The 25,938-nt window shown below is 67.3% G+C and carries 25 protein-coding genes and 1 pseudogene; 13 read left to right on the top strand and 13 right to left on the bottom strand.

All coding sequences use genetic code 11. The features are described 5' to 3' along the window. Positions 1-80: 80 nt before the first annotated feature. The 5 genes from VGN58_RS09030 (at position 81) to VGN58_RS09010 (ending at position 3,501) form a co-directional block, all read left to right on the top strand. On the top strand, positions 81-419 hold the full coding sequence (locus VGN58_RS09030) for an iron-sulfur cluster assembly accessory protein (RefSeq protein WP_327482913.1): 339 nt from the start codon (positions 81-83) through the stop codon (positions 417-419). Positions 420-587: 168 nt separating this feature from the next. After that, positions 588-1,010 (top strand): 30S ribosomal protein S6, encoded by a 423-nt coding sequence (gene rpsF, locus VGN58_RS09025; RefSeq protein WP_296280725.1) that lies wholly within the window; start codon positions 588-590, stop codon positions 1,008-1,010. Positions 1,011-1,021: 11 nt separating this feature from the next. Then, positions 1,022-1,252, top strand: a complete 231-nt coding sequence (rpsR, locus tag VGN58_RS09020; RefSeq protein WP_055942998.1) for a 30S ribosomal protein S18 — start codon at positions 1,022-1,024, stop codon at positions 1,250-1,252. Between the two features lie 162 nt (positions 1,253-1,414). Further along, the gene (rplI, locus tag VGN58_RS09015; protein WP_327482912.1) at positions 1,415-1,864 is read left to right on the top strand and encodes a 50S ribosomal protein L9; all 450 of its coding nucleotides are present in this window, start codon (positions 1,415-1,417) and stop codon (positions 1,862-1,864) included. A gap of 236 nt (positions 1,865-2,100) precedes the next feature. Further along, positions 2,101-3,501, top strand: a complete 1,401-nt coding sequence (locus VGN58_RS09010) for a replicative DNA helicase (protein ID WP_327482911.1) — start codon at positions 2,101-2,103, stop codon at positions 3,499-3,501. A gap of 4 nt (positions 3,502-3,505) precedes the next feature. Here the strand turns inward: VGN58_RS09010 and VGN58_RS09005 are convergent, their stop codons facing one another. After that, a complete protein-coding gene (locus VGN58_RS09005) occupies positions 3,506-4,207 on the bottom strand; it encodes a hypothetical protein (RefSeq protein ID WP_327482910.1) in 702 nt (233 codons plus the stop codon). 93 nt (positions 4,208-4,300) lie between these two features. Here VGN58_RS09005 and alr point away from each other — a divergent pair, with 93 nt between their 5' ends. The 5 genes from alr to VGN58_RS08980 all read left to right on the top strand — a co-directional run bounded on the left by alr (position 4,301) and on the right by VGN58_RS08980 (position 11,753). Beyond that, on the top strand, positions 4,301-5,491 hold the full coding sequence (alr, locus tag VGN58_RS09000; protein ID WP_327482909.1) for an alanine racemase: 1,191 nt from the start codon (positions 4,301-4,303) through the stop codon (positions 5,489-5,491). 28 nt (positions 5,492-5,519) lie between these two features. After that, positions 5,520-6,932: a deoxyribodipyrimidine photo-lyase gene (locus VGN58_RS08995; RefSeq protein ID WP_327482908.1), complete on the top strand. Its 1,413-nt coding sequence runs from the start codon at positions 5,520-5,522 to the stop codon at positions 6,930-6,932. A 64-nt stretch (positions 6,933-6,996) separates the two neighbouring features. Next, entirely contained in the window at positions 6,997-8,457 is a 1,461-nt protein-coding gene (locus VGN58_RS08990; protein WP_327482907.1) for a wax ester/triacylglycerol synthase family O-acyltransferase, read from the top strand. 108 nt (positions 8,458-8,565) lie between these two features. Next, positions 8,566-9,240 (top strand): OmpA family protein, encoded by a 675-nt coding sequence (locus tag VGN58_RS08985; protein ID WP_414710775.1) that lies wholly within the window; start codon positions 8,566-8,568, stop codon positions 9,238-9,240. A 152-nt stretch (positions 9,241-9,392) separates the two neighbouring features. Further along, complete coding sequence (locus tag VGN58_RS08980) at positions 9,393-11,753, top strand: Tex family protein (protein WP_327482906.1); 2,361 nt, start codon at positions 9,393-9,395, stop codon at positions 11,751-11,753. Between the two features lie 175 nt (positions 11,754-11,928). Here the strand turns inward: VGN58_RS08980 and VGN58_RS08975 are convergent, their stop codons facing one another. Beyond that, positions 11,929-13,971 carry a hypothetical protein gene (locus tag VGN58_RS08975; protein ID WP_327482905.1) on the bottom strand — a complete coding sequence of 681 codons (2,043 nt, stop codon included), beginning with the start codon at positions 13,969-13,971 and terminating at the stop codon, positions 11,929-11,931. Between the two features lie 140 nt (positions 13,972-14,111). Here VGN58_RS08975 and VGN58_RS08970 point away from each other — a divergent pair, with 140 nt between their 5' ends. Then, on the top strand, positions 14,112-15,380 hold the full coding sequence (locus tag VGN58_RS08970; RefSeq protein WP_327482904.1) for a DUF1343 domain-containing protein: 1,269 nt from the start codon (positions 14,112-14,114) through the stop codon (positions 15,378-15,380). A gap of 382 nt (positions 15,381-15,762) precedes the next feature. On the opposite strand, the gene VGN58_RS08965 is transcribed toward VGN58_RS08970, so the two are convergent. The 5 genes from VGN58_RS08965 to VGN58_RS08945 form a co-directional block, all read right to left on the bottom strand. Further along, positions 15,763-16,374 carry a DUF2894 domain-containing protein gene (locus VGN58_RS08965; RefSeq protein WP_327482903.1) on the bottom strand — a complete coding sequence of 204 codons (612 nt, stop codon included), beginning with the start codon at positions 16,372-16,374 and terminating at the stop codon, positions 15,763-15,765. After that, positions 16,364-17,011, bottom strand: coding sequence for an OmpA family protein (locus tag VGN58_RS08960; protein WP_327482902.1), 648 nt, complete (start codon positions 17,009-17,011; stop codon positions 16,364-16,366). The genes VGN58_RS08965 and VGN58_RS08960 overlap by 11 nt, the downstream gene beginning before the upstream one ends. Continuing rightward, the gene (locus VGN58_RS08955) at positions 17,008-19,083 is read right to left on the bottom strand and encodes a DUF802 domain-containing protein (RefSeq protein ID WP_327482901.1); all 2,076 of its coding nucleotides are present in this window, start codon (positions 19,081-19,083) and stop codon (positions 17,008-17,010) included. Before VGN58_RS08955 ends, VGN58_RS08960 begins: the two co-directional genes overlap by 4 nt. Before the next feature lie 16 nt (positions 19,084-19,099). Further along, a complete protein-coding gene (locus tag VGN58_RS08950; protein WP_327482900.1) occupies positions 19,100-19,750 on the bottom strand; it encodes a DUF3348 family protein in 651 nt (216 codons plus the stop codon). A 165-nt stretch (positions 19,751-19,915) separates the two neighbouring features. Further along, positions 19,916-20,626: a hypothetical protein gene (locus tag VGN58_RS08945; RefSeq protein WP_327482899.1), complete on the bottom strand. Its 711-nt coding sequence runs from the start codon at positions 20,624-20,626 to the stop codon at positions 19,916-19,918. Between the two features lie 403 nt (positions 20,627-21,029). Between VGN58_RS08945 and VGN58_RS08940 the strand changes: the two are divergent. Both VGN58_RS08940 and VGN58_RS08935 read left to right on the top strand, forming a co-directional pair. After that, positions 21,030-21,113, top strand: a pseudogene (locus VGN58_RS08940) (50S ribosomal L9 C-terminal domain-containing protein); the annotation flags it as partial. Between the two features lie 186 nt (positions 21,114-21,299). After that, positions 21,300-21,539 (top strand): hypothetical protein, encoded by a 240-nt coding sequence (locus VGN58_RS08935; protein WP_327482898.1) that lies wholly within the window; start codon positions 21,300-21,302, stop codon positions 21,537-21,539. Between the two features lie 151 nt (positions 21,540-21,690). Here the strand turns inward: VGN58_RS08935 and VGN58_RS08930 are convergent, their stop codons facing one another. The 6 genes from VGN58_RS08930 to VGN58_RS08905 form a co-directional block, all read right to left on the bottom strand. Further along, positions 21,691-21,999, bottom strand: coding sequence for a hypothetical protein (locus VGN58_RS08930; protein ID WP_327482897.1), 309 nt, complete (start codon positions 21,997-21,999; stop codon positions 21,691-21,693). An 88-nt stretch (positions 22,000-22,087) separates the two neighbouring features. Further along, positions 22,088-22,309 carry an AlpA family transcriptional regulator gene (locus VGN58_RS08925; protein WP_327482896.1) on the bottom strand — a complete coding sequence of 74 codons (222 nt, stop codon included), beginning with the start codon at positions 22,307-22,309 and terminating at the stop codon, positions 22,088-22,090. Between the two features lie 1,659 nt (positions 22,310-23,968). Beyond that, the gene (locus VGN58_RS08920) at positions 23,969-24,265 is read right to left on the bottom strand and encodes a hypothetical protein (RefSeq protein ID WP_327482895.1); all 297 of its coding nucleotides are present in this window, start codon (positions 24,263-24,265) and stop codon (positions 23,969-23,971) included. Beyond that, positions 24,262-24,816: a hypothetical protein gene (locus tag VGN58_RS08915; protein ID WP_327482894.1), complete on the bottom strand. Its 555-nt coding sequence runs from the start codon at positions 24,814-24,816 to the stop codon at positions 24,262-24,264. Before VGN58_RS08915 ends, VGN58_RS08920 begins: the two co-directional genes overlap by 4 nt. Before the next feature lie 177 nt (positions 24,817-24,993). Further along, on the bottom strand, positions 24,994-25,239 hold the full coding sequence (locus VGN58_RS08910; protein WP_327482893.1) for a hypothetical protein: 246 nt from the start codon (positions 25,237-25,239) through the stop codon (positions 24,994-24,996). Next, positions 25,239-25,907, bottom strand: coding sequence for a hypothetical protein (locus tag VGN58_RS08905; protein ID WP_327482892.1), 669 nt, complete (start codon positions 25,905-25,907; stop codon positions 25,239-25,241). The genes VGN58_RS08910 and VGN58_RS08905 overlap by 1 nt, the downstream gene beginning before the upstream one ends. Between the last annotated feature and the right edge of the window lie 31 nt (positions 25,908-25,938).

Genomic DNA, 25,938 nt, shown 5'->3' with positions numbered 1-25,938 from the left:
TGGAACGCGGAGTTTACAAGAGCCGCGCAGCCCCCGGCAGACCGGCGGCTATAATCGCCGACGTTGCACAGGAGACACGCATGGCCATCACCCTCACCCCGGTCGCACTCGAGCGCGTGCAGCGCTTCGTCGAGCAGACCCCGGCCGCGCTGGGCCTGCGCTTCGGCGTGACCCGCACCGGCTGTTCCGGCTGGGGCCACGTGGCGGACCTGGCCCGCGATGAGCGCGAGGGCGACACCGTGTTCGAGTTCGCCGGCGTGAAGATCTACGTCGATGCCACCAGCCTGCCGCTGGTCGACGGCACCGAGATCGACTTCGCCAGGCAGGGGCTGTCCGAAACCTTCGTCTTCCGCAATCCCAATGCGGCGGCCGAATGCGGCTGCGGCGAGAGCTTCACCACGGCCGCCGACGCCGCCTGACGCGTCCGCGGGGCAGGTTGCCCCTAAGTGGTTGACGTGTCATAATTTCCGGCTCCCGGAGGCCCGTCAGGCCGCCGGTTCCTTGCCCCACCGTGTCCGCTCAGGTCATCGGGGGGCTGTCCGTCCGGCCTTTTCCCTGGCCGGACCCACATCCGAAAGGTAAAAACGATGCGTCACTACGAAGTCGTGTTCCTGGTCCACCCGGACCAGAGCGAGCAGGTGCCGGCCATGATCGAGCGCTACAAGGCGCTGATCGAGGGCGGCAACGGCACCATCCACCGTCTGGAAGACTGGGGCCGCCGCCAGTTGGCGTACCCGATCCAGAACCTGGTGAAGGCCCACTACGTCCTGCTCAACATCGAGGCCGACCAGGCCGTGCTGAACGAGCTGGTCGAGAGCTTCCGCTTCAACGATGCGGTGCTGCGCAACCTGGTCATCAAGCGCGATGGCCCGGACACCGAGCAGTCCCTGATCATGAAGAACAAGGACGAGAAGGGCGACAAGCCCGAACGTGGCGAGCGTCGCCGCCGTGACGACGACGAGGCCGGTACTGAAGCCTCGACCGATTCCGACACCGCCGAAGCCGCCTGAGGAGCACCCCCATGTCCAAGTTCTTCCGTCGCCGCAAGTTCTGCAAGTTCACCGCCGAAGGCGTGAAAGAGATCGACTACAAGGATCTCAACACCCTGCGCCAGTACCTGACCGAGAACGGCAAGATCGTGCCGAGCCGCGTCACCGGCACCAAGTCCCGTTACCAGCGTCAGTTGTCCACCGCGGTCAAGCGCGCGCGTTTCCTGGCGCTGATCCCGTACACGGACAACCACGACGTCTGAGTGGAGAAGTGAGTGGCGGCTCGCGCCGCAAGTAGTGAGAAGTGAGTGGCTTTTCCTTACTTCTCACTCCTCTCCGCTCACTCCCAGCCTCAAACATCCCGTCCATTCGGACAGCAACCAGTTGCGGTCGCACAGCGGCCGCTAACGAATCGGAGATACACGATGGAACTGATTCTTCTGCAGAAAGTGACCAACCTGGGCGTCCTGGGCGACAAGGTCAAGGTGAAGCCGGGCTACGGCCGCAACTTCCTGGTGCCGCAGGGCAAGGCCGTGCCGGCCACCGCCGCCAACGTCGCCGAGTTCGAAGCCAAGCGCGCCGAGTACGAAGCCAAGGCCAAGGCCGTGCATGACGAGGCCGAAGCCCGCGCCGCCAAGCTGGAAGGCGCCAGCGTGACGATCACCGCCAACGCCGCCACCGAAGGTAAGCTGTTCGGTTCGGTCGGCCCGCGGGATATCGCCGACGCCTTCACCGCCGCCGGCCTGCCGCTCGAGAAGAGCGAGGTCATCATGGGCGAAGGCGCGCTGCGCAACATCGGCGAGTACGACATCGTCGTGAAGCTGCACGCCGACGTGCAGACGACCGTCAAGGTCGTGGTGCAGGCTGAAGCCTGATCCACCCCGCGCATCATCCCTGATGCCGACAGACGGGCGCCGAAAGGCGCCCGTCCTGTTTGGGCGAGCCTTCGCGGGCCTCGCCACTCTCCGACCGATGGACCGCACCGTCGCAGCGGATGAGATGCACACCGGTTATCCACAACCTTATCTGCAACACCCCCGGGCAAGGACTGCCTACCATGGCCGGCCGTGCGGACCTCCGTCCGCATGCGCCGCAGGAGTGCTTTTCCGACATGCCCGCACGCACCGGTTTCCGCCAGGATCCGCACGACGCCCGTATCGAACAGTTGCGCGTGCCGCCCCATTCCATCGAGGCGGAGCAGGCGGTGCTCGGCGGCCTGATGCTCGCGCCGGAAGCCTACGACCGCATCAACGACAAGCTCACGCCCAACGATTTCTACCGGCGCGACCACCAGCTGATCTACCGCGCCATCGGTGAACTGGCCGAGCGCAACCGGCCCTTCGACGCGGTGACGCTGGGCGAATGGTTCGAGTCGCAGGGCCAGATGGAGCTGATCGCCGGCGGCGCCTACCTGGTCGAACTGGCCAGCACCACGCCGTCGGCCGCCAACATCACCGCCTATGCGGAGATCGTCCGCGACAAGGCGGTGATGCGCCAACTGATCGAGGTGGGCACCGAGATCGTCAACGACGCCTTCCAGCCCGACGGCAAGGAAAGCGACGAGATGCTGGCCGTGGCCGAGCAGAAGGTGTTCGCCATCGCCGAGCAGGGCGCACGCGGGCGCACCGACTTCGTCGCGATGAACGATGCGCTGAAGGACGCCTTCGAAGTCCTGCGCGTGCGTTCGGAAAGCGGCGGCACGGTCACCGGCCTGCCGACCGGCTACACCGAGTTCGACCAGATGACCGCGGGCCTGCAGCCGACCGATCTGGTGATCCTGGCGGCGCGCCCGGCGATGGGCAAGACCACGTTCGCGCTGAACATCGCCGAGTACGCGGCGATCAAGTCGAAGAAGGCCGTCGCGGTCTTCTCGATGGAAATGTCCGCCGGCCAGCTGGCGATGCGCCTGATCTCCTCGGTCGGCCGCATCAACGCCACCCGCCTGCGTACCGGTGCGCTGGAAGACGAGGACTGGAGCCGCGTCACCAGCGCCATCCGCATCCTCAAGGACCAGGCCAAGGTCTTCATCGACGACACGCCGGGCCTGTCGCCGGACGTGCTGCGCTCCAAGGCGCGTCGGCTGAAGCGCGAGCACGACCTGGGCCTGATCGTCATCGACTACCTGCAGCTGATGTCCGTACCCGGCAACAGCGAGAACCGCGCCACCGAAATCTCGGAGATCTCGCGCTCGCTGAAGGGCCTGGCGAAGGAGCTCAACGTGCCGGTGATCGCACTGTCGCAGCTCAACCGCTCGCTGGAAACGCGTACCGACAAGCGCCCGGTGATGGCCGACCTGCGCGAGTCGGGCGCCATCGAACAGGACGCGGACATGATCGTCTTCATCTACCGCGACGATTACTACAACAAGGAAACCTCGCCGGACAAAGGGCTGGCCGAGATCATCATCGGCAAGCAGCGTTCCGGTCCCACCGGCTCGTGCAAGCTCCGGTTCTTCGGCGAGTACACCCGCTTCGACAACCTGAGCCACGACAACATCGGCGCGTTCGAATAGCAGGCTAATTGCGGATGAAGTAACTCACGAAGACGTTGCCCGTCGCGTCGGTGGCCACGGTGGTGCTGGCGTCGAAGAAGGATTCGCGGAACCAGGGTTCCTGCATCATGTAGCCGACCAACCTCTGGTAGTCACTCGGTCCTGGCTGCTGCGGGTTCCGCGCGACCGCCACCGCCGTCAGCATGCACAGACTCCTGCTGCAGCGCGGCCGTCCGATCTCCAGCTGCCCGAACTCACCCGCATGGCGATCGATCGTGCGCTGGATCAGGGCCTCCAGTCGAGGCGACCAGTCGGGGTCCGCCGGCTCCGACCGGCCCAGGGTTTCGTAGTCCTTCGCATCCGTGCTGGCATTCCGCAGCCCGGCCAGGAATTTTTCCAGCCGACGTTCCCCTTCTGCAGACAAGGGGCGTGCGCCCGCCCGCGTGCCAATGACCGGTGCGGGCAATCCTGCGGGCGCGGGGGGCTGGGCTTCCGCGACCGGCTTGCCGGCTGCGTCGTGCCTGCCGGTCGCGACCGCTGGCGTATCGATGGCGGGTGCCGGCGCGGACGACATCGACGTCGGCACAGGCGCGAGGGCGGCCGATGGGCCCTCGGCAGTCGATGCGGCACTCATGTGGTCCGTGCGTGTCCACCACCACGAGCCGACGGCGGCCAGGATGATCACGCCAACGACGATCATGGCGGTGGATTTCGTGCGTAGCGCCATCGGGCCCGCTCCCTGCAACCGGACGCCAGCCTACCGCAGGCGTTCGCGTGATGGCATGAACGGGAGCGAAGGCGCCGACGCTACAATCACCGCATGGATAATCCGGTGGACGCCGCCTTGCCAGATCCACACCCCCGTCCTGAGGCGAACGACCGCCCCACGCGCATCCATGTCGACCTGGATGCGCTGGCCCACAACCTGCGCGCGATCCGCACCCATGCCGGCGTGCCGGTCATGGGTATCGTCAAGGCCAACGCCTATGGGCACGGGCTGGTACCGGTGGCCCTGCACCTGCAGGCCGAGGGGGTCGAGCAACTGGGGGTGGCGTTCGTCGAAGAAGGCATCGCGCTGCGCCATGCCGGCGTGACGGTGCCGATCCTGGTGCTGGGGGGTATCCATGCCCCGCAGGTGGCGCAGTTCCTCGCCCACGACCTGGAAGTGACAGTCTCCTCGATCACCAAGCTGCGGCAGGTGGAACAGGCCGCGGCGTCGCTGGGGCGCAAGGCGGTGGTGCACCTGAAGATCGATACCGGCATGGAGCGCATCGGCGTGCACAGCGAGAACGCGGGTGCCTTCATCGACGCTGCGGTTTCGTCGCGCTGGTGCACCGTGAAGGGCATCTACTCGCACCTGGCGTGCTCTGACGACCCGGCATCGCCGATGACGCGCGAGCAGTTGCAGCGCTTCCTGTATGCCTGCAGCCACTTCGATCGCATCGGGGCGCCGATGCCGGTTCGCCACCTGGCCAACTCCGGTGGCGTGCTGCACTTCCCCGACACCTGCCTGGATATGGTCCGCCCCGGCATTGCGCTGTACGGGGTGATGCCGGATCCCGCCTCGCGTCCGACGGTGGCGCTGAAGCCCGCGCTGTCGCTCGTCTCTAAGGTGGTGTACTTCAAGGTGGTGAAGGCGGGTCGCAGCGTCAGCTACGGCGCCACCTGGACCGCGCCTGTCGATACGCGCGTGGTGACCGTGCCGATCGGCTATGGCGACGGCTACCCGCGCGCGCTGTCCTCGCGAGGCGAGGTGCTCGTCCGCGGCATGCGCCGGCCGATCGTGGGACGGGTCTGCATGGACCAGCTGATGGTCGACCTGGGGTCGGCAGGCACGGCGTACAACGGGGACGAGGTCGTACTGATCGGCCGCCAGGCGGGCGAGACGATCTCGTGCGAAGCGGTGGCGCAGGCGGCCGGGACCATTCCGTACGAGATCCTCACCGGCTTGAACGCACGCATTCCCCGCGAGTACGTCCGCCATGCATCCGGGGCAGGGTCGGCCGCGTAGACCCCGCATCGTATTGCCGAGCCTCTTCATGCCCAACGCCCTCGTCTGGTTTCGCCACGATCTGCGCCTGGACGACAACCCGGCGTTGCGCGCCGCGCTCGACGGCGGCTACACGCCTGTCCCGGTGTATGTGCATGCGCCGGAAGAAGAAGGGGAATGGGCGCCTGGCGCTGCATCGAACGCCTGGCTGCACCGCTCGCTGTCGGCGCTCGACGCCGACCTCCGGCACCGCGGATCGCGTCTGTTGCTGCGCCGCGGTCCCAGCGCGGCTGCGCTGGACACGCTGGTGTCCGAGACCGCGGCCCAGGCCGTGTTCTGGAACCGCAAGTACGAGCCGGCCACCCAGCCGCGCGATGCGGCGCTGAAGAAGGCCCTGCGCGAACGCGGGCTGCAGGTCGAGAGCTTCAAGGGCGTGCTGCTGTTCGAGCCTTGGGACCTCGCCACGCAACAAGGCAGTCCTTACAAGGTGTTCACGCCGTTCTGGCGCGCGGCGCTGACGCAGTGGCGCGTGCCCGACACATGGACGGCGCCGGAGCGGCTGCCGTCTGTCGATCCGGCGATGGGGAGCGAGCCGCTGGAGGCATGGAACCTGATGCCGTCGCTCGGCTGGGACGCCAGCTTCTGGGACGCTTGGACGCCGGGCGAGGCCGGTGCGCGCGAGACGCTGGAGGTCTTCATCGACGGTGCGCTCAACGGCTACCGCAGCGATCGCGACCGGCCCGACCGCGTCGGCACCTCACGCCTGTCGCCGCACCTGCACTTCGGCGAAATCGCACCCTGGCGGATCACGGCCGAGCTGGAGCGCGTGCGTACCGCCGCCAACAGCGCCGACATGGACGGCTACATCCGCGAGCTGGGCTGGCGCGAGTTCGGCTACCACCTGCTGCACCATTTCCCGCAGACCACCACGCAGAACCTCAATCCGCGGTTCGAGCATTTCGACTGGGCGAAGGTCGATCCGGCGTCGCTGGCGGCCTGGCAGCGCGGCCGCACCGGCGTGCCGATCGTCGACGCCGGCCTGCGCGAACTGTGGACCACCGGCTACATGCACAACCGCGTGCGCATGATCGTCGCCAGCTATCTGACCAAGCACCTGCGCTATCACTGGCTGCACGGTGCGCGCTGGTTCTGGGACACGCTGGTGGATGCCGACCTGGCCAACAACACGCTCGGCTGGCAATGGACCGCAGGCACCGGCGCCGATGCCGCGCCGTACTTCCGCGTGTTCAACCCGGTGACGCAGGCGGAGAAGTTCGATCCCAACGGCACGTACATCGCGCGCTGGGTGCCGGAACTGGCGCCGGTTCCGCTGCCGCTGCGCTTCGCGCCATGGCAGAAGCCCGACGTGTTGGCGAAGCTCGCGCCCGGGTATCCGCGCCAACCCATCGCCGACCTGGCGGCGGGCCGCGACGGCGCACTGGCCGCCTATCGCAAGACGTGAGCTGAGCCGCGTTGACGCCTTTCGGCGCCGCGTGCTTCACTCGGCGCGGGAGAGGAGGGCAAGCATGGCAACGAAGAAAGCGCCGCCGAAGCCGCGTCGCGAGCCGATGTCGCGGGTGGATACCGCCTGGCTGCGGATGTGCCGCCCGACCAATCCGATGATGATCACCGGCGTGCTGATGTTCGACGAGCCGATGACGCTCGACCGGCTCAAGCAGGTGATCAGGAAACGCTTCCTGGCCTATCCGCGCTTTCTGCAGAAGGCGGTGGACACGCCCGCCGGCGCCTCGTGGGTGACCGACCAGGACTTCGACCTGGACTGGCACGTGCGTATCTCGGCGCTGCCCGGCCGGCACGATGCCAAGGCCGAGAAGAAGGCGCTCGAACGCTTCACCAGCCAGATGGCATCGACCCCGCTGGACAAGACCAAGCCGCTCTGGCAGTTCCACCTGATCGAGCGCTATGGCACCGGTTCGGCGCTGGTGGCGCGCATCCACCACAGTTACGCCGATGGCATTGCGTTGGTGCAGGTGTTGCTGTCGCTGACCGACACCAGCCGCAAACCCGACGCCGGCAAGGACCTGCGTTCGGCTTGGTTGAAGAAGGACGGCGCGGAGGTCGTGCGACGCGTCGGGGCCATCGATCGCTATGTGCAGATCGGCGGCAAGGTGATCGGCAAGGGCATGGAGATGATGCAGGACCCCACGCTGGCGACCATGCTGGCGAAGGAGGGCGGCGAGATCGGTCGCGAACTGCTGCACGCCCTGTCGCTGTCGGACGATCCGCCGACCCTGCTGCGCGGCAAGCTCGGTGTCAGCAAACGGGTCGCGTGGGCCGAGCCGCTGGACCTGGAGGAGGTGAAGGCGGTCGGGCGCGCCTGCGACTGCACGGTCAACGACGTGCTGATGGCCGCCGCCGCCGGTGCGCTGCGCAGCTACATGCTGGAGCGCGGCGAGCAGCTCGATGGCGTGACTCTGCGCGCGACCGTTCCGGTCAACCTGCGTCCGCTCGAACACGCGCGCAAGCTGGGCAACCATTTCGGCCTGGTGTTCCTGGACCTGCCGGTGGGCGAGGACAACCCGATCCGCCGTCTGGAGCGCGTCGCCGAGTGCATGCGTGATCTCAAGAACTCGCGCCAAGCCATTGTTGCGTTTGGACTTCTTGCCGCACTCGGCATGGCGCCTTCAGCCATCCAGAGCGTCGCGCTGGAGCTGTTCTCGCGGAAGGCGACCGCGGTCGCGACCAACGTTCCCGGCCCCCAGCAACCGCTGTACATGGGCGGCTCGCGGGTCCGCGACATGATGTTCTGGGTGCCACAGACCGGCTCCATAGGCATCGGCGTGTCCATCCTCAGCTACAACGGCCGCATGCACTTCGGCCTGATCGCGGATGCCAAGCTGATTCCCGATCCGGACGCGGTGATCCGCCGCTTCGGTCCCGAGTTCGACAAGCTGCTGTACCTCTCGCTGATGGGCGACTGGGAGCACTCGCTGGACGCGGACGCCGCCCGCCGGCTGCTGGCGTGATGCCCCACGGCACCTGAATGAACAGGGCTCAAATCGCGTGGTGTGAACATTTTGCTGGGTAGGCTTGCCGCCGTTCCGGGATTTCCCCCGCACCACCCAGGAGGATGTATGAACGCGATGCTCAAGACCGGCGCCCTCGCGGCGCTTACCGTGACGATGCTGGGCGGCTGCGCCAGCTACACCGGCCAGACCAGCGACCCGAACGACCCCAACCGCACCCGCACGGGCGCCCTGATCGGTGCCGGCATCGGTGCGGTCGCCGGCCTGCTGAGTGGCAGCGATGCGACCGAGCGTCGCCAGCGTGCGCTGGTCGGCGCGGGCATCGGCGGTATCGCCGGTGGCTCCATCGGCGCCTACCAGGATCGCCAGGAAGCCGAGCTGCGCCGCCAGACCGCCGGCACCGGCATCGACGTCAGCCGCGACGGCGACGTCATCAAGCTCAACCTGCCCGACGGCGTGACCTTCGATTTCGGCAAGGCCGACCTGAAGCCGCAGTTCTATCCCGCCCTCAACAACGTGGCCGCCACGCTGCGCGAGTACAACCAGACCATCGTGGAAGTCAGCGGCCACACCGACAGCATCGGTTCGGATGCGGTCAACCAGCGCCTGTCCGAGCAGCGTGCGGCTTCGGTCGGCAACTACCTGATCGGCCAGGGCCTGCAGCGCGAGCGCTTCGAGATCGTCGGCATGGGCAAGCGTTACCCGGTCGCGAGCAACGACACCGAGGCCGGCCGCGCGATGAACCGTCGCGTCGAGGTCCGCGTGCTGCCGGTGCGTTCGTAAGCCGTCCTCGCATCGCATGCAGAACGGGCCGCGCGAGCGGCCCGTTTTTCTTTGGCGATTCCCCGGTCCGCTGTCAACCCGTTTCCAGCGCGCCCGCCGGTTGCCACAATCGGGATCCCACCCGGTCCATCGGGTTCTCCAGTACGGACGCAATGCAAGACCGCAATCCCAAGATCGCCCAGCACATCGCCGCCACCATCGCCGCCGAGATCGGCGCGCAGCCCGCGCAGGCCAAGGCCGCCATCGCGCTGCTGGATGAAGGCGCCACGGTTCCCTTCATCGCGCGCTACCGGAAGGAAGTCACCGGCGGGCTGGACGACATCCAGCTGCGCGACCTCGAGACGCGCCTGACCTACCTGCGCGAACTGGAAGACCGCCGCGTCGCCGTGCTGGCCAGTATCGAGGAGCAGGGCAAGCTCACCGACGAACTGCGCGCCGATATCGAAGCGGCCGACAGCAAGGCGCGCCTGGAGGACCTGTACCTGCCGTACAAGCCCAAGCGCCGCACCCGCGCGCAGATCGCGCGCGAGGCCGGGCTGGAGCCGCTGGCCGATGGCCTGCTGGCCGATCCCACCCAGGTGCCGGAAGCGGCGGCCGCCGCGTATGTCGATGCGGACAAGGGCGTGGCCGACGCCAAGGCCGCGCTGGACGGTGCGCGCGCGATCCTGATGGAGCGCTGGGGCGAGAACGCCGCACTGGTCGGCGAACTGCGTGCGTGGATGGCCGAGGTCGGCGTGATCCGCGCGAAGGTGGCGCAGGGCAAGGAGAACGAGGGCGCCAAGTACCGCGATTACTTCGACCACGCCGAGCCGCTGGCGAAGATTCCCTCGCATCGCCTGCTGGCGCTGTTCCGCGCGCGCCGCGAGGAGATCCTGCTGCTCGACCTGGACCCGGGCATGGACGCCGAGGCCGGCCACCAGCAGGCCGAAGGTCGCGTCGCCGTGCACGCCGGCGTGGCGGCACAGGGTCGCGCCGCCGACAGGTGGCTGCTGGACGCGTGCCGCCTGACCTGGCGCGCCAAGCTGCACATGCACCTGCTGCTGGACCTGTTCAACCAGGCGCGCGAAAAGGCCGAAGCCGAGGCCATCGCCGTGTTCGGCGACAACCTCAAGGACCTGCTGCTGGCGGCGCCGGCGGGACCGAAGGCCGTGCTCGGCCTCGATCCGGGCCTGCGCACCGGAGTGAAGGTCGCGGTGGTGGACCGCACCGGCAAGCTGGTCGACTACGCCACGATCTATCCGCACGAGCCCAAGCGCCAGTGGGAGCAGTCGCTGCACGTGCTGCGGGGGCTGTGCGCAAAGCACCAGGTGGAGCTGATCGCCATCGGCAACGGCACCGCCAGCCGCGAGACCGACAAGCTGGCCGGCGACCTCATCAAGCAGGCGCCAGAGCTGAAGCTGGAGAAGATCGTCGTCAGCGAAGCCGGTGCCTCGGTCTATTCCGCCTCCGAACTCGCGTCGAAGGAGTTCCCGGATCTCGACGTCAGCATCCGTGGTGCGGTATCGATCGCGCGCCGCCTGCAGGACCCGCTGGCCGAGCTGGTGAAGATCGAGCCGAAGGCGATCGGTGTGGGCCAGTACCAGCATGATGTCGACCAGTTCCGCCTGGCGCGTGCGCTGGATGCGCGCGTCGAGGACTGCGTGAACGCCGTGGGTGTGGACGTCAACACCGCCTCGGCCGCGCTGCTGGCGCGGGTGTCCGGCCTGTCGTCGACGGTGGCCGAGAACATCGTGCGCTTCCGCGACGAGCACGGCGCCTTCCGCTCGCGCAAGGCGCTGCTGGGCGTGCCGCGCCTGGGCGAGAAGACGTTCGAGCAGTGCGCCGGCTTCCTGCGCATCGCCGATGGCGACGAGCCGCTGGACGCCTCCTCGGTGCACCCGGAAGCCTATCCGGTGGTCGAGCGCATCCTGGCCGGCAGCGGCCGGCACGTGAAGCAGATCGTCGGCGACATCGTGTTCCTGCGCGGCGTGAAGGCCGAGCAGTACACCGACGACACGTTCGGCGTGCCGACCATCCGCGACATCCTGAAGGAACTGGAAAAGCCCGGCCGCGATCCGCGTCCCGAGTTCAAGGCCGCGCGCTTCGCCGACGGGGTGGAAGACATCAAGGACCTGCGCGAAGGCATGATCCTGGAGGGCGTGGTCAGCAACGTGGCCGCGTTCGGCGCCTTCGTCGACATCGGCGTGCACCAGGACGGCCTGATCCACATTTCCGCGCTGGCCGACCGCTACGTGAAGGACCCGCGCGAGGTGGTGAAGGCCGGCGACATCGTCAAGGTGAAGGTGCTGGAGGTCGACGTGGCCCGCAAGCGCATCGCGCTGACCCGTCGGCTGGACGATGCGCCGGCGCCGCAGTCGCCGCGCGAGGCGCGGACGCACGATGCGCGTCCGCCGCGCGGACCCGAACGCGGCGCCGCGCGCGACCAGCGGCGCGGTCCGGGACCGGCCAAGCCCAGCGCACCGCCGGCCGACAATGCGCTGGCGGCGGCGTTCGCGCGCGCGAAAGGCCGCTGAGGCCTCGCCGATACCGTAGAGCGGAGCCCGCTCCGCTGCTTTTCCTGCAGGGTCTGGCGATCCGGCGTCGAGCAAGCTCGACGCTACGGCGCGTCAGGCGGCGCTGCTCGGGCGGGTTGCACGCGCGCGGACTTCCCCATCCGTCTGGACGCGCCGCGTGCGCCGCCGCCTCTCCTCAACGCGCCGGAGGCGCGGCGAGATAGGCATTGAGTCCACCGGCACGCAGGCGGTCGGCCGCAGCGGTCCAGTCCACGGGACGACCGCTGCGCAGCGCTTCCAGCACGGCCACCACGGACAGCTCCACTTCCGGCAGGCCGGCTGCGCCCGGCGCGTTGCGGCGCTGTTCGATGGCCTCGAACAGCACTGCATTCGCTTCGGCATACGTCAGTGGCGCGGTGGTGCCTTGCGCATCGCGCCATGCCGGCGTCTCCAGCACGCCGTTGACGTGCGAGAGGATCAGCCAGGTGGCGCGGCCGATAAGTTTCAGGTTGCCGGGCTGCACGCTGGTCATGGTGTTGCCCACCACGCGGCCGAGCTTGGCCATCACGCCGGTGGAATGCGCGTTGATCAGCATCTTCAGCACGATGGTCTGGTCCAGTTCGAATGCGTCGCGCTGCGGCACCGTCACCGCGATCACCGGCACCGGGCGGGGCAGGGCGGCGACATCGCGCAGCACGTCCGAGTCAAGCGGCCGCGCAGACACCGACACCAGCACCAGCTCGGCACCGGCCTGGGTGGCGGCCTGCAGCCACTCGCGGTTCGCCTGCTGATGGGCTTCGTCGCCGAGCAGGATCAGCGCGCCGGAGTCTCCGGCCACGGGCGCATTGCGCTGCATGTTGGCCGGCGAGTAGGACAGGTCGTACAGCGCCTGCTGTTCGTCGCCCGCATTCGACAGGCCGCGCAGCGCGGCTTCGCGCAGGTAGGGATCGGGAATGCCGGTCTCGAACGGCGGCAGGTACAGCGCCTTGTCCAGGCCATGGAACGGCCGGTGCAACAGCGCCTGCCACGCCTGTGCGCCATCGGCGGCCGGCGTCCATACCTGGATCCACGAGCGGCGCTCGACGGCATTGACCGGATCCAGGGGCGCGAGGCGGAACGTCGGGGCGCGTTCGGTCACGTCGACGAACACCGGCATCAGCGCGCGCGTGGCGAGATAGGTGCTGCGGTGGCCGTTGGCATAGCTGGCGGCCTCGCGGTCGGTCCACGCGGCCAGCTTCGGCGCAGCGGCCGCTGCGGTCCGCTGCAGAGCGGTGAATCCGCGCAGGCGCTCGGCGATGCCGGTGTCGTTGAAGCCCAGCGATGCCAGCTCCTCGACGGTCAGCACTTCACTCAGCAGCGCGCGGGTGGCGTCTTCCAGCACCACGCCCAGCACGTACAGGCTGGTCGTCGTCGCCTGCATGCGGGTGGAGCCGGTGATCGCCTGCGGGCCGGTCGGCAGGGGGATCTTGGTGATGCGCGCATCGTCCAGCACACGGCGGCTGCGCTCGAACGGGCGCAGCACCTCGTCCGGGTTGTTGTAGACGAACCAGGTACGGCGCGCGTCCGCGCCCGCCTGCTCGGCCGCGGCCAGCGCGGTGCCGATCACGGCCGACGTCTCGCCGCCTTCGGTCACCGCGAACACCAGGTCCTGCGGCCGGATGCCGTTGTCCTGCAGCTGCAGGCGGCCGATCTCGGGAATGTCCTCGAAGCCTTCCAGCGAAGCGATCAGCGCGCGGTCGCCGCCGGTGATCTCGCCGCGCACGCGCTCGCCCAGCGCCGGATAACGCGCCTCGATCCTTCCCATCAGCGGCGATTGCGAAGTCCGCTGCCAGAAGGGCCGCCACAGGCCGCTTTCGATGGTTTCGGCCAGGCGCCCGGTGGAGCCGGTGCCGTAGACGTACAGGCGATGGCCTTCGCGCAGCGCGCGGGTGATCTCCCGCGATGCCGCCTCCAGCGTGGCCAGGCGCGCCGGATCGTCGGCCACGCCCTGCAGCGCTTTCGCGATGTCCTCGTCCACCGCCAGCAGCGAAGCCAGGCCGTCGGCGGTATCGGCGGCGATACGCGTGCTCAGGTCGAAGCTGCGCGGATGGAGCTGTTCGGTCAGCAGGCTGTGCAGCTGGAACTGCTGCTTGTTCGCCACGAAGTCCTGCGACTGCGCGGAAGGCGGAACACCCAGGCGGTTGGACGCCGGCTGGGATGCCGCGGGGGCCAGCACGCCGGCCATGACAAGGAAAGACATGCTGCGCATGATGCGTTTCGCCGTACGGGACATCGGTGTGCTCGCCTGACAACGGAAGAATGCGGCGTTGCCGGCGGGTTGCGCGGCGACGGACGCAGGCTGCTATCGTCGTGACAACGATAGCAAACGGTCGTGACACTATGCCCCGGTTCCATCGTCCCCTGCATGCTGCACTGCGCCCGGCCCGCGCCGGCGTGCTGTTCGCCCTGCTGTCGCTGGCGTCGTTCTGGTCGCATGCGGCCGCTGCCGCAACGGCCGTGGCACCGCGTCTGGGCATCGAGGTGCTGCTGGAACAGCGGCTGGACCTGCTGCGCGGCAAGCGGATCGGGCTGGTGACCAACGCCACGGGACTGGACAGCCAGCTGCGCAGCGACGTGGACCGCTTCGCCACGCATCCGGAGTTCCGCCTTGTGGCCCTGTTCGGGCCCGAGCATGGCGTGCGCGGCGATGTGCAGGCCGGCGACAAGGTGGCCTCCTCCCGCGATGCCGCGACTGGCCTGCTGGTGCACAGCCTGTACGGCGAACATCGCGAACCGACACCGGCGATGCTGGCCGGCATCGACGTGCTGGTGTTCGACATCCAGGACGTCGGCGCGCGCTTCTACACCTATCCGTACACACTGGCGGGCGTGATGCGTGCCGCCAGGCGCGCCGGCATTCCGGTAATCGTTGCCGACCGACCCGATCCACTCGGCGGCGTGGAAGTGGAGGGGCCGGTGCTGGACCCCGCGCTGGCGTCGTTCGTCGGCCTGTTCCCGATTCCGCTGCGCCACGGCATGACCATCGGCGAACTGGCCTCGCTGTTCAACGCCGAATTCGGCATCGGCGCCGAGCTGCACGTGGTGCCGATGCAGGGGTGGCAACGTGGCGACGAACCGCTGCGCGGCGCGCTGCCGTGGGTGCCGCCGTCGCCGAACATGCCGACACCGGACACCGCCCTGGTCTATCCGGGCATGGGGCTGCTGGAAGGCACCAACGTGTCCGAGGGTCGCGGCACCACGCGCCCGTTCGAAACCGTGGGTGCGCCGTGGGTGGATGCGCCTGCGCTGGCCGCGCGGCTCAACGCGATGGCGTTGCCGGGCGTGCGGTTCCGTCCCACCTGGTTCACGCCCACGTTCTCCAAGCACGCCGGCCAGGCCTGCGCCGGCGTGCAACTGCACGTGACCGACCGCGATGCGTTCCGCCCGGTGCGCACCGGCCTGGCCGTGCTGAAGGCCTTGCATGACCAGCACCCGAAGGACTTCGCCTTCCTGCCGGGCGAGCCGTCGTTCTTCGACAGGCTGGCGGGCGTAGGCGACCTGCGTGCCGCCATCGAACGCGGTGACACGCTGGAGGCCATCGAAGCGCGTTGGCAGCCGGGGCTGTCTGCGTTCGAGGCACTACGCCGGCAGCATCTGCTGTATCCCTGAGCTGGACCGGCGAAGCCATGGGGTCGGCGTCTGTCGTGATGACGCGTTAAAGCTTCTCGCCCATTGCCCGCTCCTGTAGGAGCGCCCCATGGGCGCGATGCTTTTTCATTCGATGAGGCGAAAGCATCGCGGGCATGGCCCGCTCCTACAGACGCGCCGCGCGGTCGCGGTAACGCCTTATCGCGACTGACGTCGTTCCCACAGCTCCAAACAGGCGCCAGCGGGATTGTTGTGGCCCGCATGGAACGGACTGCGCGGTGGGATCGGGGCACGACAGGCTTCGTGGGAGCGACGTCAGTCGCGATGGGTTGTCGGTAACGCCCTGTCGCGACTGACGTCGCTCCCACACCCTCGCCAACGCCAACGGTCGGGAATTCTTGCGTCAGCTCGCGGCAGGTTTCCGTTTGCGCGGTGCGCGCCTGGCGGGGCGCGGCGTATCCGTGGCCGTGAGCAGCGCCGCCGCCTGCTGGAGCTGCTCCAGCGAAGACAGCGTGTCGGCATAGGCAATGAAGTGCTGCAGGTAGCCCGGCGACGCGGCTCGCATCAGGTGCAGGGCGCGATGCACCAGCATGCCGGAGTTGAGCGGACCGGCGTCGGCGGGCACATCGTGCAGCGACGCGCGCAACTGGCTGTCGGTGCGGACCTGCGCCCACGCCTCCCGGGCCTCGGTAAGCGCGGACGGGGCGACCGGCGACGGGCCTGGCGCAGGGGCGTCGCCGTGGCGCGCCCGCAGTGCGGCGACCAGGCCCCGCAGTCCGCTTTCGCGTGCCGGGGCCGGCGCGGCGGACGCGTGCGTGCGTGCCAGGCCTTCGGCATAGGCGCGCATCAGCGCGGCCAGTCGCGTCTCCAGCAGGCGGCGGGCCTCGCCGTCGTGCGTGCCGAGCCGGGCGGCCAGCGCCTGCAGGATGTCGAAACGCACGGGATCCGCACGGTCCAGGCCCTGCGCGCGCCACGCCTGCAACTGCGCCAGCGGCGGCAGCGCGTCACCGTCCATCGTCAACGCGGCGCTTGGCAGGGCGGGGAATGGGCGCGATCTCCACGCGACGGTTGCGCGCGCGGCCTTCCTCGCTGGTGTTGGCGCTCACCGGCTGCTCGGCGCCGAACGCGGCGGCGAACACCGACGCGGACGGCACGCCTTCGGCGATCAGGGTGCGGGTCACGGTGAGGGCGCGCTGCGCGGACAGATCCCAGTTGTCGTCGAACTGGCGGTTGCTGCCGCTGACTTGGCGGTCGTCGGTGAAGCCGCTGACCATCAGGATTTCCTCGCGCGTGCGCAGGTAGCCCGCCAGCGGCGCGGCCAGGCTCTTCAGCAGGTCGCGACCCTCAGGCTGCAACTGGTCGGAGTTCAGCGCGAACAGCACGTTCCCGCGGATGCCGATGCGGCCGTCCACCAGCGTCACCCGGCCCTCGGCCAGCGGCGCGGCCAGCGCGTCCTCCAGTGCCTTGCGCTGCTGCGCTTCCTGTTCGCGCCGGCGGGTTTCCTCGTCCAGGCGCTGGGCCAGCTGCGCCTGCACGGCGATCACGCCCACCAGCACCAGCACGAACGCGCCCAGCAGCACCGACATCAGATCGCCGAAGCTGGCCCAGACGGGCGCGCCCAGATCGGCGTCGTCTCCGGTCTCCACGCTCATGCGGCGTCGGCCCCGGCCAAGCGCTGCAGGTCGATGGTGATCTGGCGCTGTGCGGAGAGGCTGAGGTCGACCACTTCGCGCGCCTGCGCCACGTAGTAGGCCAGCTGCTCATCGCTGCGCACCAGCGAGCGCTCCAGCGCGCCTTCGATGGCCTGCAGGCGTTCCAGCAGCGCGTCGTTGGTCTGGCCGAAGCGTTCCACCACGCTGCCCAGCGCATCGCCCAAGCCGGCGACCTCGGTGGCGCCGGCGGCGACCTGCGCAGCGACGTGTTCCAGCTTGCCGGTCTCGGCCTGCACGTGGTCGGTGAAGCGGGTGCCGACTCGCTCCAGCAGGTCGGCGGACGTCGCCACCAGCGCATCGATGGCGGTGCGCTGTTCGGTGGAGGCGTGGTTCACCGCATCCAGCAGCGTCTGCAGCGTACTCATCATCTGGGTGCGCTCTTCCAGCAGGGCGGTGTCGCGCACCATGCTGTCGGAGAGCTTCTGGCGCAGTTCGGCCACCACGTCGGCCGCGGCGCGCGGGGCTTCCGAGGCGACCTGCACCAGCTGGGAGATCTCGGCGATGGTCTGCTGCGCGTGGGTCTGTGCCTGCGCGGTGATGTCGTTCGCACTGCGGGCCAGGGCATCACAGATGTCCTGCTGCAGGCGCGCGGCTTCGGCGGCAGTGCGCTCCCAGTCGCCGCGCAGCGTGGTGCTCATCGTGGCCAGTTGCTCGGCCCAGGCGGCCAGGCGGGCATCGTCCTGTTCGGCCAGCGTGCGCTGCAGCGCGGCATGCGAGGCGTCGACCGCTTCGACCAGGGCGGTGGCCTGCGAGCGGAAATCAGCGCCGGCCGCGGACAGGGCGTCCGCGTGGCGCGTAGCAATGCTATCGGCGGTGCTGGCCTGCTGGCTGAGTGCCTGCGCCCAGCCCTCCGCCAGCGTGGTCGCGGTGTGTTCGAGCTGGCCGGCGGCGGCGTCGAGCCAGGCTTGCGAGCGCTGGTCAAACTGGGTCGCCTGGCGCTGGGCGTGGTCTTCCAGGCGTGCGACCAGCGCGTCGTGGGCGTCCTGCTGGCGGGTGAGGGCGGCCTGCCATGCCGCGGCCGCCGCCGTGGTTGCGGTGCCGAAGCCGGCCGTCAATGCCTCCAACTGCTGCTGCACGGCGGTGCCGACGGTCTGCTGCAGGGCGCCGGCCTCGCGCGCCACGCCTGCCAGCGTGGCCTCCACCACCGGTTGCAGCGCCGCGCCGACCGCGCGTGCGCTGCTGTCCACGCCGGCCCGCATCGTGGCCACCAGCGTGGAGGCGAGCTCGGCCTGGGCCGCTTCGGTGCGGGCGTGGAAGCTTTCCTGACGCGCGGCCTGCTGCGCGGCGGCGTCGGTGGTCTGGCGTTGGATGCCGGCGACCATGGCCTGCAGGCGTTCCACCAGTTCCGGCATCAGCGCGGCCTGCTGATGCAGCAGGCGGAACGATTCCTCACGCTGGTACGACTGCGAATGCACGTGCAGCGAGGTGGCGATCGCATCGTCCAGCCGCTGCGCGACCAGCACGCGCTCGCGCCGGCTGAGCGCGGACAGCAGGCCGAGGATGGCCGACGCGGCCACGCCCGCGATCGAGGTGCCGAAGGCGAAGCCCAGCCCCTTGACCGGCGCGGCCAGCGAGCCGCGGATCGCATCGATGTCGGTGGCGCCTTCCAGCGCCAGGCCGGTGCCGCGCAGGGTCACCATCATGCCCAGCAGCGTTCCCAGCATGCCCAGCAGCACCAGCAGGCCGACCAGGTACGGCGTGAGCGAAGGGGCGGGCAGGGCGACGCGTTCGCCTTCCACGCGCAGGCGCACGGCCTGGCGCAGGCTGGGATGCAGCGGTGCCAGCCAGGCCTGCAGGCCGTTGCCCGCGGGCGCGGTGTCGTCCAGCGCGTGGGCGAGCGATGCGGTGGCCTGGCGATAGCGCTGCAGTTCCACGGCACCGGCCGCGTAGCACGCGCCGATCACCAGGGTGACCACCACGCCCAACGCGTGCGTGCCGACGTAGCCGACGCCGATCCAGCCGACGATGGCCAGGCCGGCGAGGAAGAGGGCGGTGGAGAAGGGCTGTTTCATCAAAGGCATCCAGGCATCACGGGGTACGAAGCGCGGCGAGCAGCGCGTCGATGAGGTGGAAACGCAGGTCGAGTTCGGCCAGCAGGGCGTCCTGCAGGTCGCGGCGGAACAGCGTCCGCCAGGCGCTGTCGGGGCTGCCGTCCGCGGCGGCGCGCAGACGTTCGAAGTGCAGGCCGAGCAGGGTGGGGGTGTGGGCCAGCAGGGTCTGTTCGCGCGGGCTGAGGGTCATTTCCATCACGGCGTCGACCTCGGCCAGGCGGGCCAGGTCGCCGCCGCGCTGGGCCAGGGCATCACGCAGGCGTCCGCGCAGGGGGCCGGTGCCGGTGAGCATGGCGCGTTGGCGTTCCAGGCAGTAGCGGCGGAAGGGTGCGAAGTCGTCGCCATCCGCGTCGTCGGGTGCGCCGCGCTGGATGGCGTCCGTCAGCGAGGTGCGGACCCGGGCGACGGCCTCGGCATGCGCGTCGATACCCGGCGCGGCGCCAGCCGCAGGCGCAACGGCGCCATCGAGCGCTCGCGACAGCGAGACCGCACGGTTCCAGTCGATCCATTGGCCCAGCCGCTCGGACAGCACCGGGCCGGCATCGGGCAGGTCGGCCCCGCCCAGGCGGGCGAGGAGACGGACGAAGGCGGGGGCCGCCGTGGGCGTCCGGTACTGCACAGTGGTCACACAGAGGCTCAAAAGAGCGGGGATTTTACAGGAAGGGGCTGGGCGGTGAGCCGTCTCACGAAACCGGCCAAGGGAAAGGGCGGAAGCATGCAGGCCCGACCTTTGGGCTGAATGGTGGTGGGCACTATGGAATCGGGACCAAGAGATGCCCTATTTGCGCGAAAACTACCCGGCGTAGCTGGGGCGGGTGCCCCCTTCGGTGCCCCCGTTGCTGACTCGGACAGGCGGGGGGCTGAATGTGTCGTCCTCCGGGATCTGCATGCCGAAAGCTCGGGCTTCGGCACCGTTGTCGTCGCGGACTGCTCGGATGGCTTTCTGAAGAACGAGATCGGCGACCGCATGGGAATAGGTGTCCATCGCACCCAGCAGCACGAAGTCCGCGATGATCGAGAAGGTTGCGATCTCGCGTTGGTCGAACGTGCCTGTCCAGTCACCTGGAGAATGGCGGCGATTGATCTGCGGCATGTCCCCGTGGGTGAACTTGTGGAACGGGCCCTGCGACCTGCCAATCGTCTCGATGTTCGCCCCGATGACTGGGAGCCTGGAGCATCGAGCAAACATCTTCCCCGCACTCGGAAGGAACGACTTACCGCCTTCGAGCTGAATGGCGTGAGCCTCATCCTTGAGGTGCAGGATGTAGAGAGCGGACAGAGCGCCCTCCATGACCAGCCGCATCATTGCCGCGGCAGCCCCGTAGTGCTGGTCATTCAGCAGGAAGAGCTGACTTCGGTGCAACTCAGCAACATAGTCGGTGGCCTTGACGGTCAGCCGATCTCGGGAGTCGGTGAGCGAATCCGTGGACCTCTTCGCCAAAATGCCGACACAGACGTGATTGAGGTGCGCCGAGCGGGCAAAGCGCGCATCGAGGAGCGACATGTCTTATCCCTCGTTCGGTGGTACCGCGATTGTGGAGGTGCAGCTCCTAGCTTAGATCCCAAATTCTGGGGCAGAACCATGCACTCACGTCCCAAATTTGGGCGCAATAGAACGCGTTCTACAACCAATCAAGTGCGGTAGCCAAGAGGCCCTAACGGCACTAGTGATGCAGATAGGGTCTGTATCACTACTGTACAGATGGACAACCACTCGGCTCCGTCCGCCACCCAAGCACGGTGTGCGAGAACCAAGCGCCTACTTCGTTGCCACGGACATGAGTGCGATCCCACAAATGGGGGCATCACGCCGCCCCGTCGCTAGGCGTAGACGAAGCAAGGCGAAGCTTTGCCAGTCATTGCACGCGCTTAGTCCACCTGGACCAGAGCGAGAGGCGCCGGGCGGAAACATCGGCGAGTACGACATCGTCGTGAAGCTGCACGCCGACGTGCAGACGACGGTGAAGGTCGTCGTGCAAGCTGAAGCTTGATGCACCTGCGCATTACCTCGTATTGCCGACAGACGGGCGCCGCAAGGCGCCCGTCCTGTTTTGTGGGCGCGTCCGTCGCAGGCGCTGAGATTCCCACCGGATATCCACATGCTTATCTGCAACACCCTTGGGGAGAGTGGGTGGAATCATGGGTACGCAACACCAACCACCACTGGAGCATCGAAAATGAGCTGGAACAGCGAAGACAACAAGCACTACCGCGGGCCGATTGATCGGGTATTCGTGTCGCAGACCGAACAGTACGAGGTGAAGCACTTCATCGATCAGTACCTCAAGACCAGGGGCTACGACATGACTGACGCCAATCGTCGCACCGTCGGCCAGAAGATGGAGCAGTATCCGGGTCGCGCGCCCGTGCTTCGCAAGGATCTCGAGGCCTTCCTCGACAAGCGCCGGAAGACCTAAGTGGTCTCTTGGTAGGTCGGGGGCTGCAACATCGGCCCCCGGTCATTCGCTACAGCGCGCCCTCATCCCGCAAGCTGATCTCCCGACGGGTTAGCTGCGCTACCAGTAGACGTCCGCCACCCGCCGTGCCCTCATTGCGCAGCCAGCTTGCCTAGTGCTCGGCGAACCATCGGATGTTCTCGTGGCTATCCGGCACGCGCGCCGCCTCCGTGTCTTGCCAACGCGCTACACGCGCGCCCAGCTCGTCGACGTCGTAGCCGTATTCGTCGGTCCTGCCTACGTACCAACGGCCGCACACGCGCTGCTGTGCTGGCGACCAGCCCACGATCCCGAACTGGTAGTCGAATGGGTTGCGCCCATCTTGGCGGAGGCCTTCTGGCGCCTTCCACGTGCGCTCTGCCAAACAAAAAAGCCGGATCCTTTCGGGCCCGGCTTTTTGCTGAATGGTGGAGGTGGGCACCCTCAATTTGGAGTCCAAACCCCCTAATTTGCGCGAATAGACGCAAATCGGCCCCGAGACCTACTGTCACGGCTACTGTCACGAGAATTCAGGAAGCGGGTGCGATTCCAGAATCCCGCATGGCGACCCTCTGGGCCACCCACGCATCCACCTCCGCATCTACCCAGGCGGACGAGCGTTCACTTAGCTTCACCTGGCGGGGAAACCTTCCCTGAGCGATCAGGCTCCAGATGGTGCTCCGGCCCAGGCCGGTACGGATCAAAACTTCAGGCAGGCGCAGGAGCTGCACCGGCTTCGTTGCATTGGTCATTGAGTCTCACGGTAAGGGGTACTCCTGCGGGGACGCGAGGGAGTTCCTAGGGTTCGGTGAAGGTTGAAAGCACACATCACAGCGGGGCGCTATCGGATGTCTATGCAACCCCGCATACACATCCGGTGATGTGGATTTTTTTCTTGTTTTGAGCGTGATCTAATCGCTCCGCCATCGGCAGGAGGGACCTGCTGAGACCACCCGAAAGAGCACAGGGGGCCGGTGCTCGACCACAGGGGAATGTGATGTTCGGAATGGATTTTGCGATGGAGAAGCTTCTGGCCGGTGAGGCCGCGGCGCGGTACGTGGTAAGTGAGATTCCTGGGTGGAGGAATCACGCCTTGCGCGTCCTGGGCTACAGATTGATTCTCTCCAGGCCCGTGCGGACCTGAGAGACCACGAAGGGGAGGCGAAAGCCTCCCTTTCGCTTTCTACTTGCGCGGAATTACATCCTCTGCGCGCGAAGCCCCAACGGTTGGAGGCATACCCCCACGCCGTACCACTTCAAGTTCACGCAGCCACGCCTCAGAGCCCACGCCGTAGTCACAGGAGGGAGGGGTAGAAGCCGCCTCAGGGATCGCAGTGGCGGCTCGCACAGGGTCAACCCTGGTGTACTGGAGGATCACTCTGGGTGCTGGGCGGCGAGTCGGCATAGGCGCAGGATCGCGCGCGGCGACGGCAGCCAGATAAGCATCCCGTTCCCGTTGTGCCTGCTTTACACGCGCAGTGCATTCCGCCATCGCCTCGGCGCTTTGTGCCTGCTTGGCGTGAAGGGACTGCTCCAGAAGTTCGCCACGGGCGAGTACATAGCCCAACTCCTCCAGGTGAGCTTCGATCCATCGCAGACTCGGGGTGCACCCCTGTGCAGCGTCGGCCTTGATGCGCGCAAGACGCGGCTCTAGGCGCTTCCAGAGTTGTGCCTGTTTGTCCCGGAGTGCGATGAAGAGGAGGTCGTGGGGGCGCGGAATGTCTAGCGTCCGGCGGAACTCCAACACTGCTGCGTGGACACGTCGCAGGCGGTTGTCCAAAGCCTTGCGTGTGGGTGACCCGATCATGCCTGTGCAGTGCTAGAAGCGAAGCGAGTGCGCTTACTCCCACTCTTTGCGGCGGTGTTGAGCTTGGATCGGAGGTAGGCGCCGCCCTCGACGAGTATCAGTGGCAGCACCTTTCTCACAACGTGTGAAATATCCGCCGGCATGCGGTCGAATCCTCCCGGCTTCATGCCTTCTCGCAGCCAGAGGCAAACGCGCTCTCCTTTGAGAGTGGGTACGTTTAGGCCTTCGTCGCGGGACAAGGGGCAGGCCGGTGCGTTGCAGCCCTCCCATTTGGGGCAGCGCATCTGCGGCGTATCCATCTAGATGCGCCCCTTTGTTGCGATCTCGGGGTGGGTAAGTAGTAACTCATCTAACACCATTCCCAAGGTGTAGGTGCGACGGTCCCGGTGCACCATGTAGCGCTGATACCGCTTCAGCGCATCGAAAGCATCCATCTGAATCAGCACATTTCGCTGCACAAGCTGGGGTCGTGTGGGGCCAGTCGAATTTTCAGCTGTCAAGTTCATCATCTCTGTAAGTTGAACCCCAGACACCCACGGTTATCTCGCCGGAGCCGCCGTAGAAGCGCCGGGTCTGGCCGTGAGTGGCTGGCGGTGGTGAGGGGTTAGGCTTCGGCGAAGACGCCGGCATTGAGCCCAGCAGGGCGCCGGACGATCACGGTTCGCGGGCCTTGGATCACGCGGTTAGGGCGTGCCTTGGTGAGCGTGAGTGATTCGCCGGCGTCGTCGAAGGTGGGCGAGGGTGAGCCTGGGGTGACCTGGAGGATGTAGGCCGTGTGGCCCGACTCTAGGCCGGCACCCTCGGTATACAACCCGATCACTGCCTGCGCCCCGGCCTTCACTTCTAGCGGCGTGGAGTCGGCTGCATCTGTGCCGATCTCCAGCAACGTGCGAAGGCTCAACCGCCTACCTTCTTGCTAGCTTGCTCGGCAATGACCTTGGCGCGGCGCTCGACTTCCGCTTCCTCCGCCAACTCCACTGCGCGCTCCTGGGCCAGTTTCTCGATGCGTTGGGCGCGCTCCGCGGCAGCATGCTTGCGCTGTGCCTGGATACGTTCGGCATCGGCACGGTCCCGACGCGCCACATCCAGTGCGAAGCCTTTGCTTTCGAGCTGGGTCTGAGCAATCTGACGCGCCCGGCCCTGGAGCTTGTAGATGGGCTTTCCCTCGGTGTCGTATCCGGTGAAGTCGGCCAAGCGCTTCTCCAGCGCCGAGACCTCACGTTCCAGTTGCTCAGTCAGGCGAGGAGGGTAGGTGTTGGCGAGCTGCTCCTGATAGGCGTCAGCGGACACCATGTGCGCGCTTTCGTCACACACGCGGACTCCGATCTGGGCCACCCGGCCGTCTGGCAGTACGTATTCATGGGTGGCTCGCTCGGTCTTGCTGATTCCAAGCTGTGTGCTGCCGTGCTCGCGAATCCACTGACCGGGCTGGGGGATATTGTCGTTACTCATCTGTGCGGTGTTCCTATGTTATTGCGCCGGGGAGAGACGCCTGCGGGTAGCGCATGCCGCAGACGGAAAGAGCCCTGCGAGGCTCCCTAGGTCACCCTCCTGTGCCGCCGCACACGGCGTGGAGGAGAACGCTAAGGAACCCCGCAGGGCTCTTTCAGGGGTACTGCTGGTGTTCGGCTAGTGGGCCGGTGAACCGTCGGGCGGGTCGTCGAAGTTGGGCATGGTGTCTGCCAATCGATCGCGCAGCTTCACGGCTCGTGACGGGGCGTCGATGCCGTTGTCCTTCAGGTACTTCAAGACCTGAGAGAAGAACTGCGGCGGTATCGGCTCACCTTTGGAGATGTAGCGATTGAACTCGTCCAGCAGCGTCTCGCCTAGCAGCCCATGTAGCGCGTCGAGCTGCTCGTCCGTGGCGCGCCCCACTAGCGCACGTCCTCCGACATTGGAACGTCTTCCAGCGCCTTCTTAAGTGCTTGTGAGGCGAGTGCCGGCCCGTGGATGGTCTTCTCAACGTCGTCCCAGAACTGAGCTGCGAAGAGCCCGAGATTGTCCCGAAGAATCTGGCCGTAGCTCTCGCAGACGCGAGCATTGAGTCCATAGCTGTACTCTCGGCCGCTGGTTGAGACACGCTTACCCATCGGAACCGTAAGAAGTACCGCGCGGCCCAGGTTGAAGGTCGCCACCACATCACGTCCAATCGCATGCGCGTTGAAGTGCATGAGGCCGAACACGGCAAGGAATCTCAGCAACATTTCAAGCGGCTCGGCACCTTCACCGTAAAGGCGCCGCATCTCTGTCTGAACCGCGGCCGGAAGTGCGGGAGAAGTCAGGCAGGTATGCATGTAGCGGCTCGCAGCGAGGACCGCTGGATGGTTCCGCTTACGGATCAGATGGTCTGCCGCCATCTCGCGGTAGGCTTTCAGCTCTTTAGGGGAGAAGACACGCCCATTGGGGTCGCGGGTCTTTTGCATACGACGGGCGTGCCTCGTGCAGTAGCGGCTCCAAGAACGGCACTCACCGCGACATCCTTCGGCCGCGCAGGCATTGGTCCGCCGCGGCAATTTCACCGTGGGTGATTTCAGGTCGTACATTGGGTTTCCTTGTGTGGAAATGAAGACGGCC

Origin of the sequence: Pseudoxanthomonas sp., assembly GCF_035999195.1 — a bacterium.
GTDB lineage: Bacteria > Pseudomonadota > Gammaproteobacteria > Xanthomonadales > Xanthomonadaceae > Pseudoxanthomonas_A.
The sequence above is the reverse complement of the archived record's forward strand: the minus strand, read 5'-3'. Positions and strand labels throughout refer to the sequence as shown.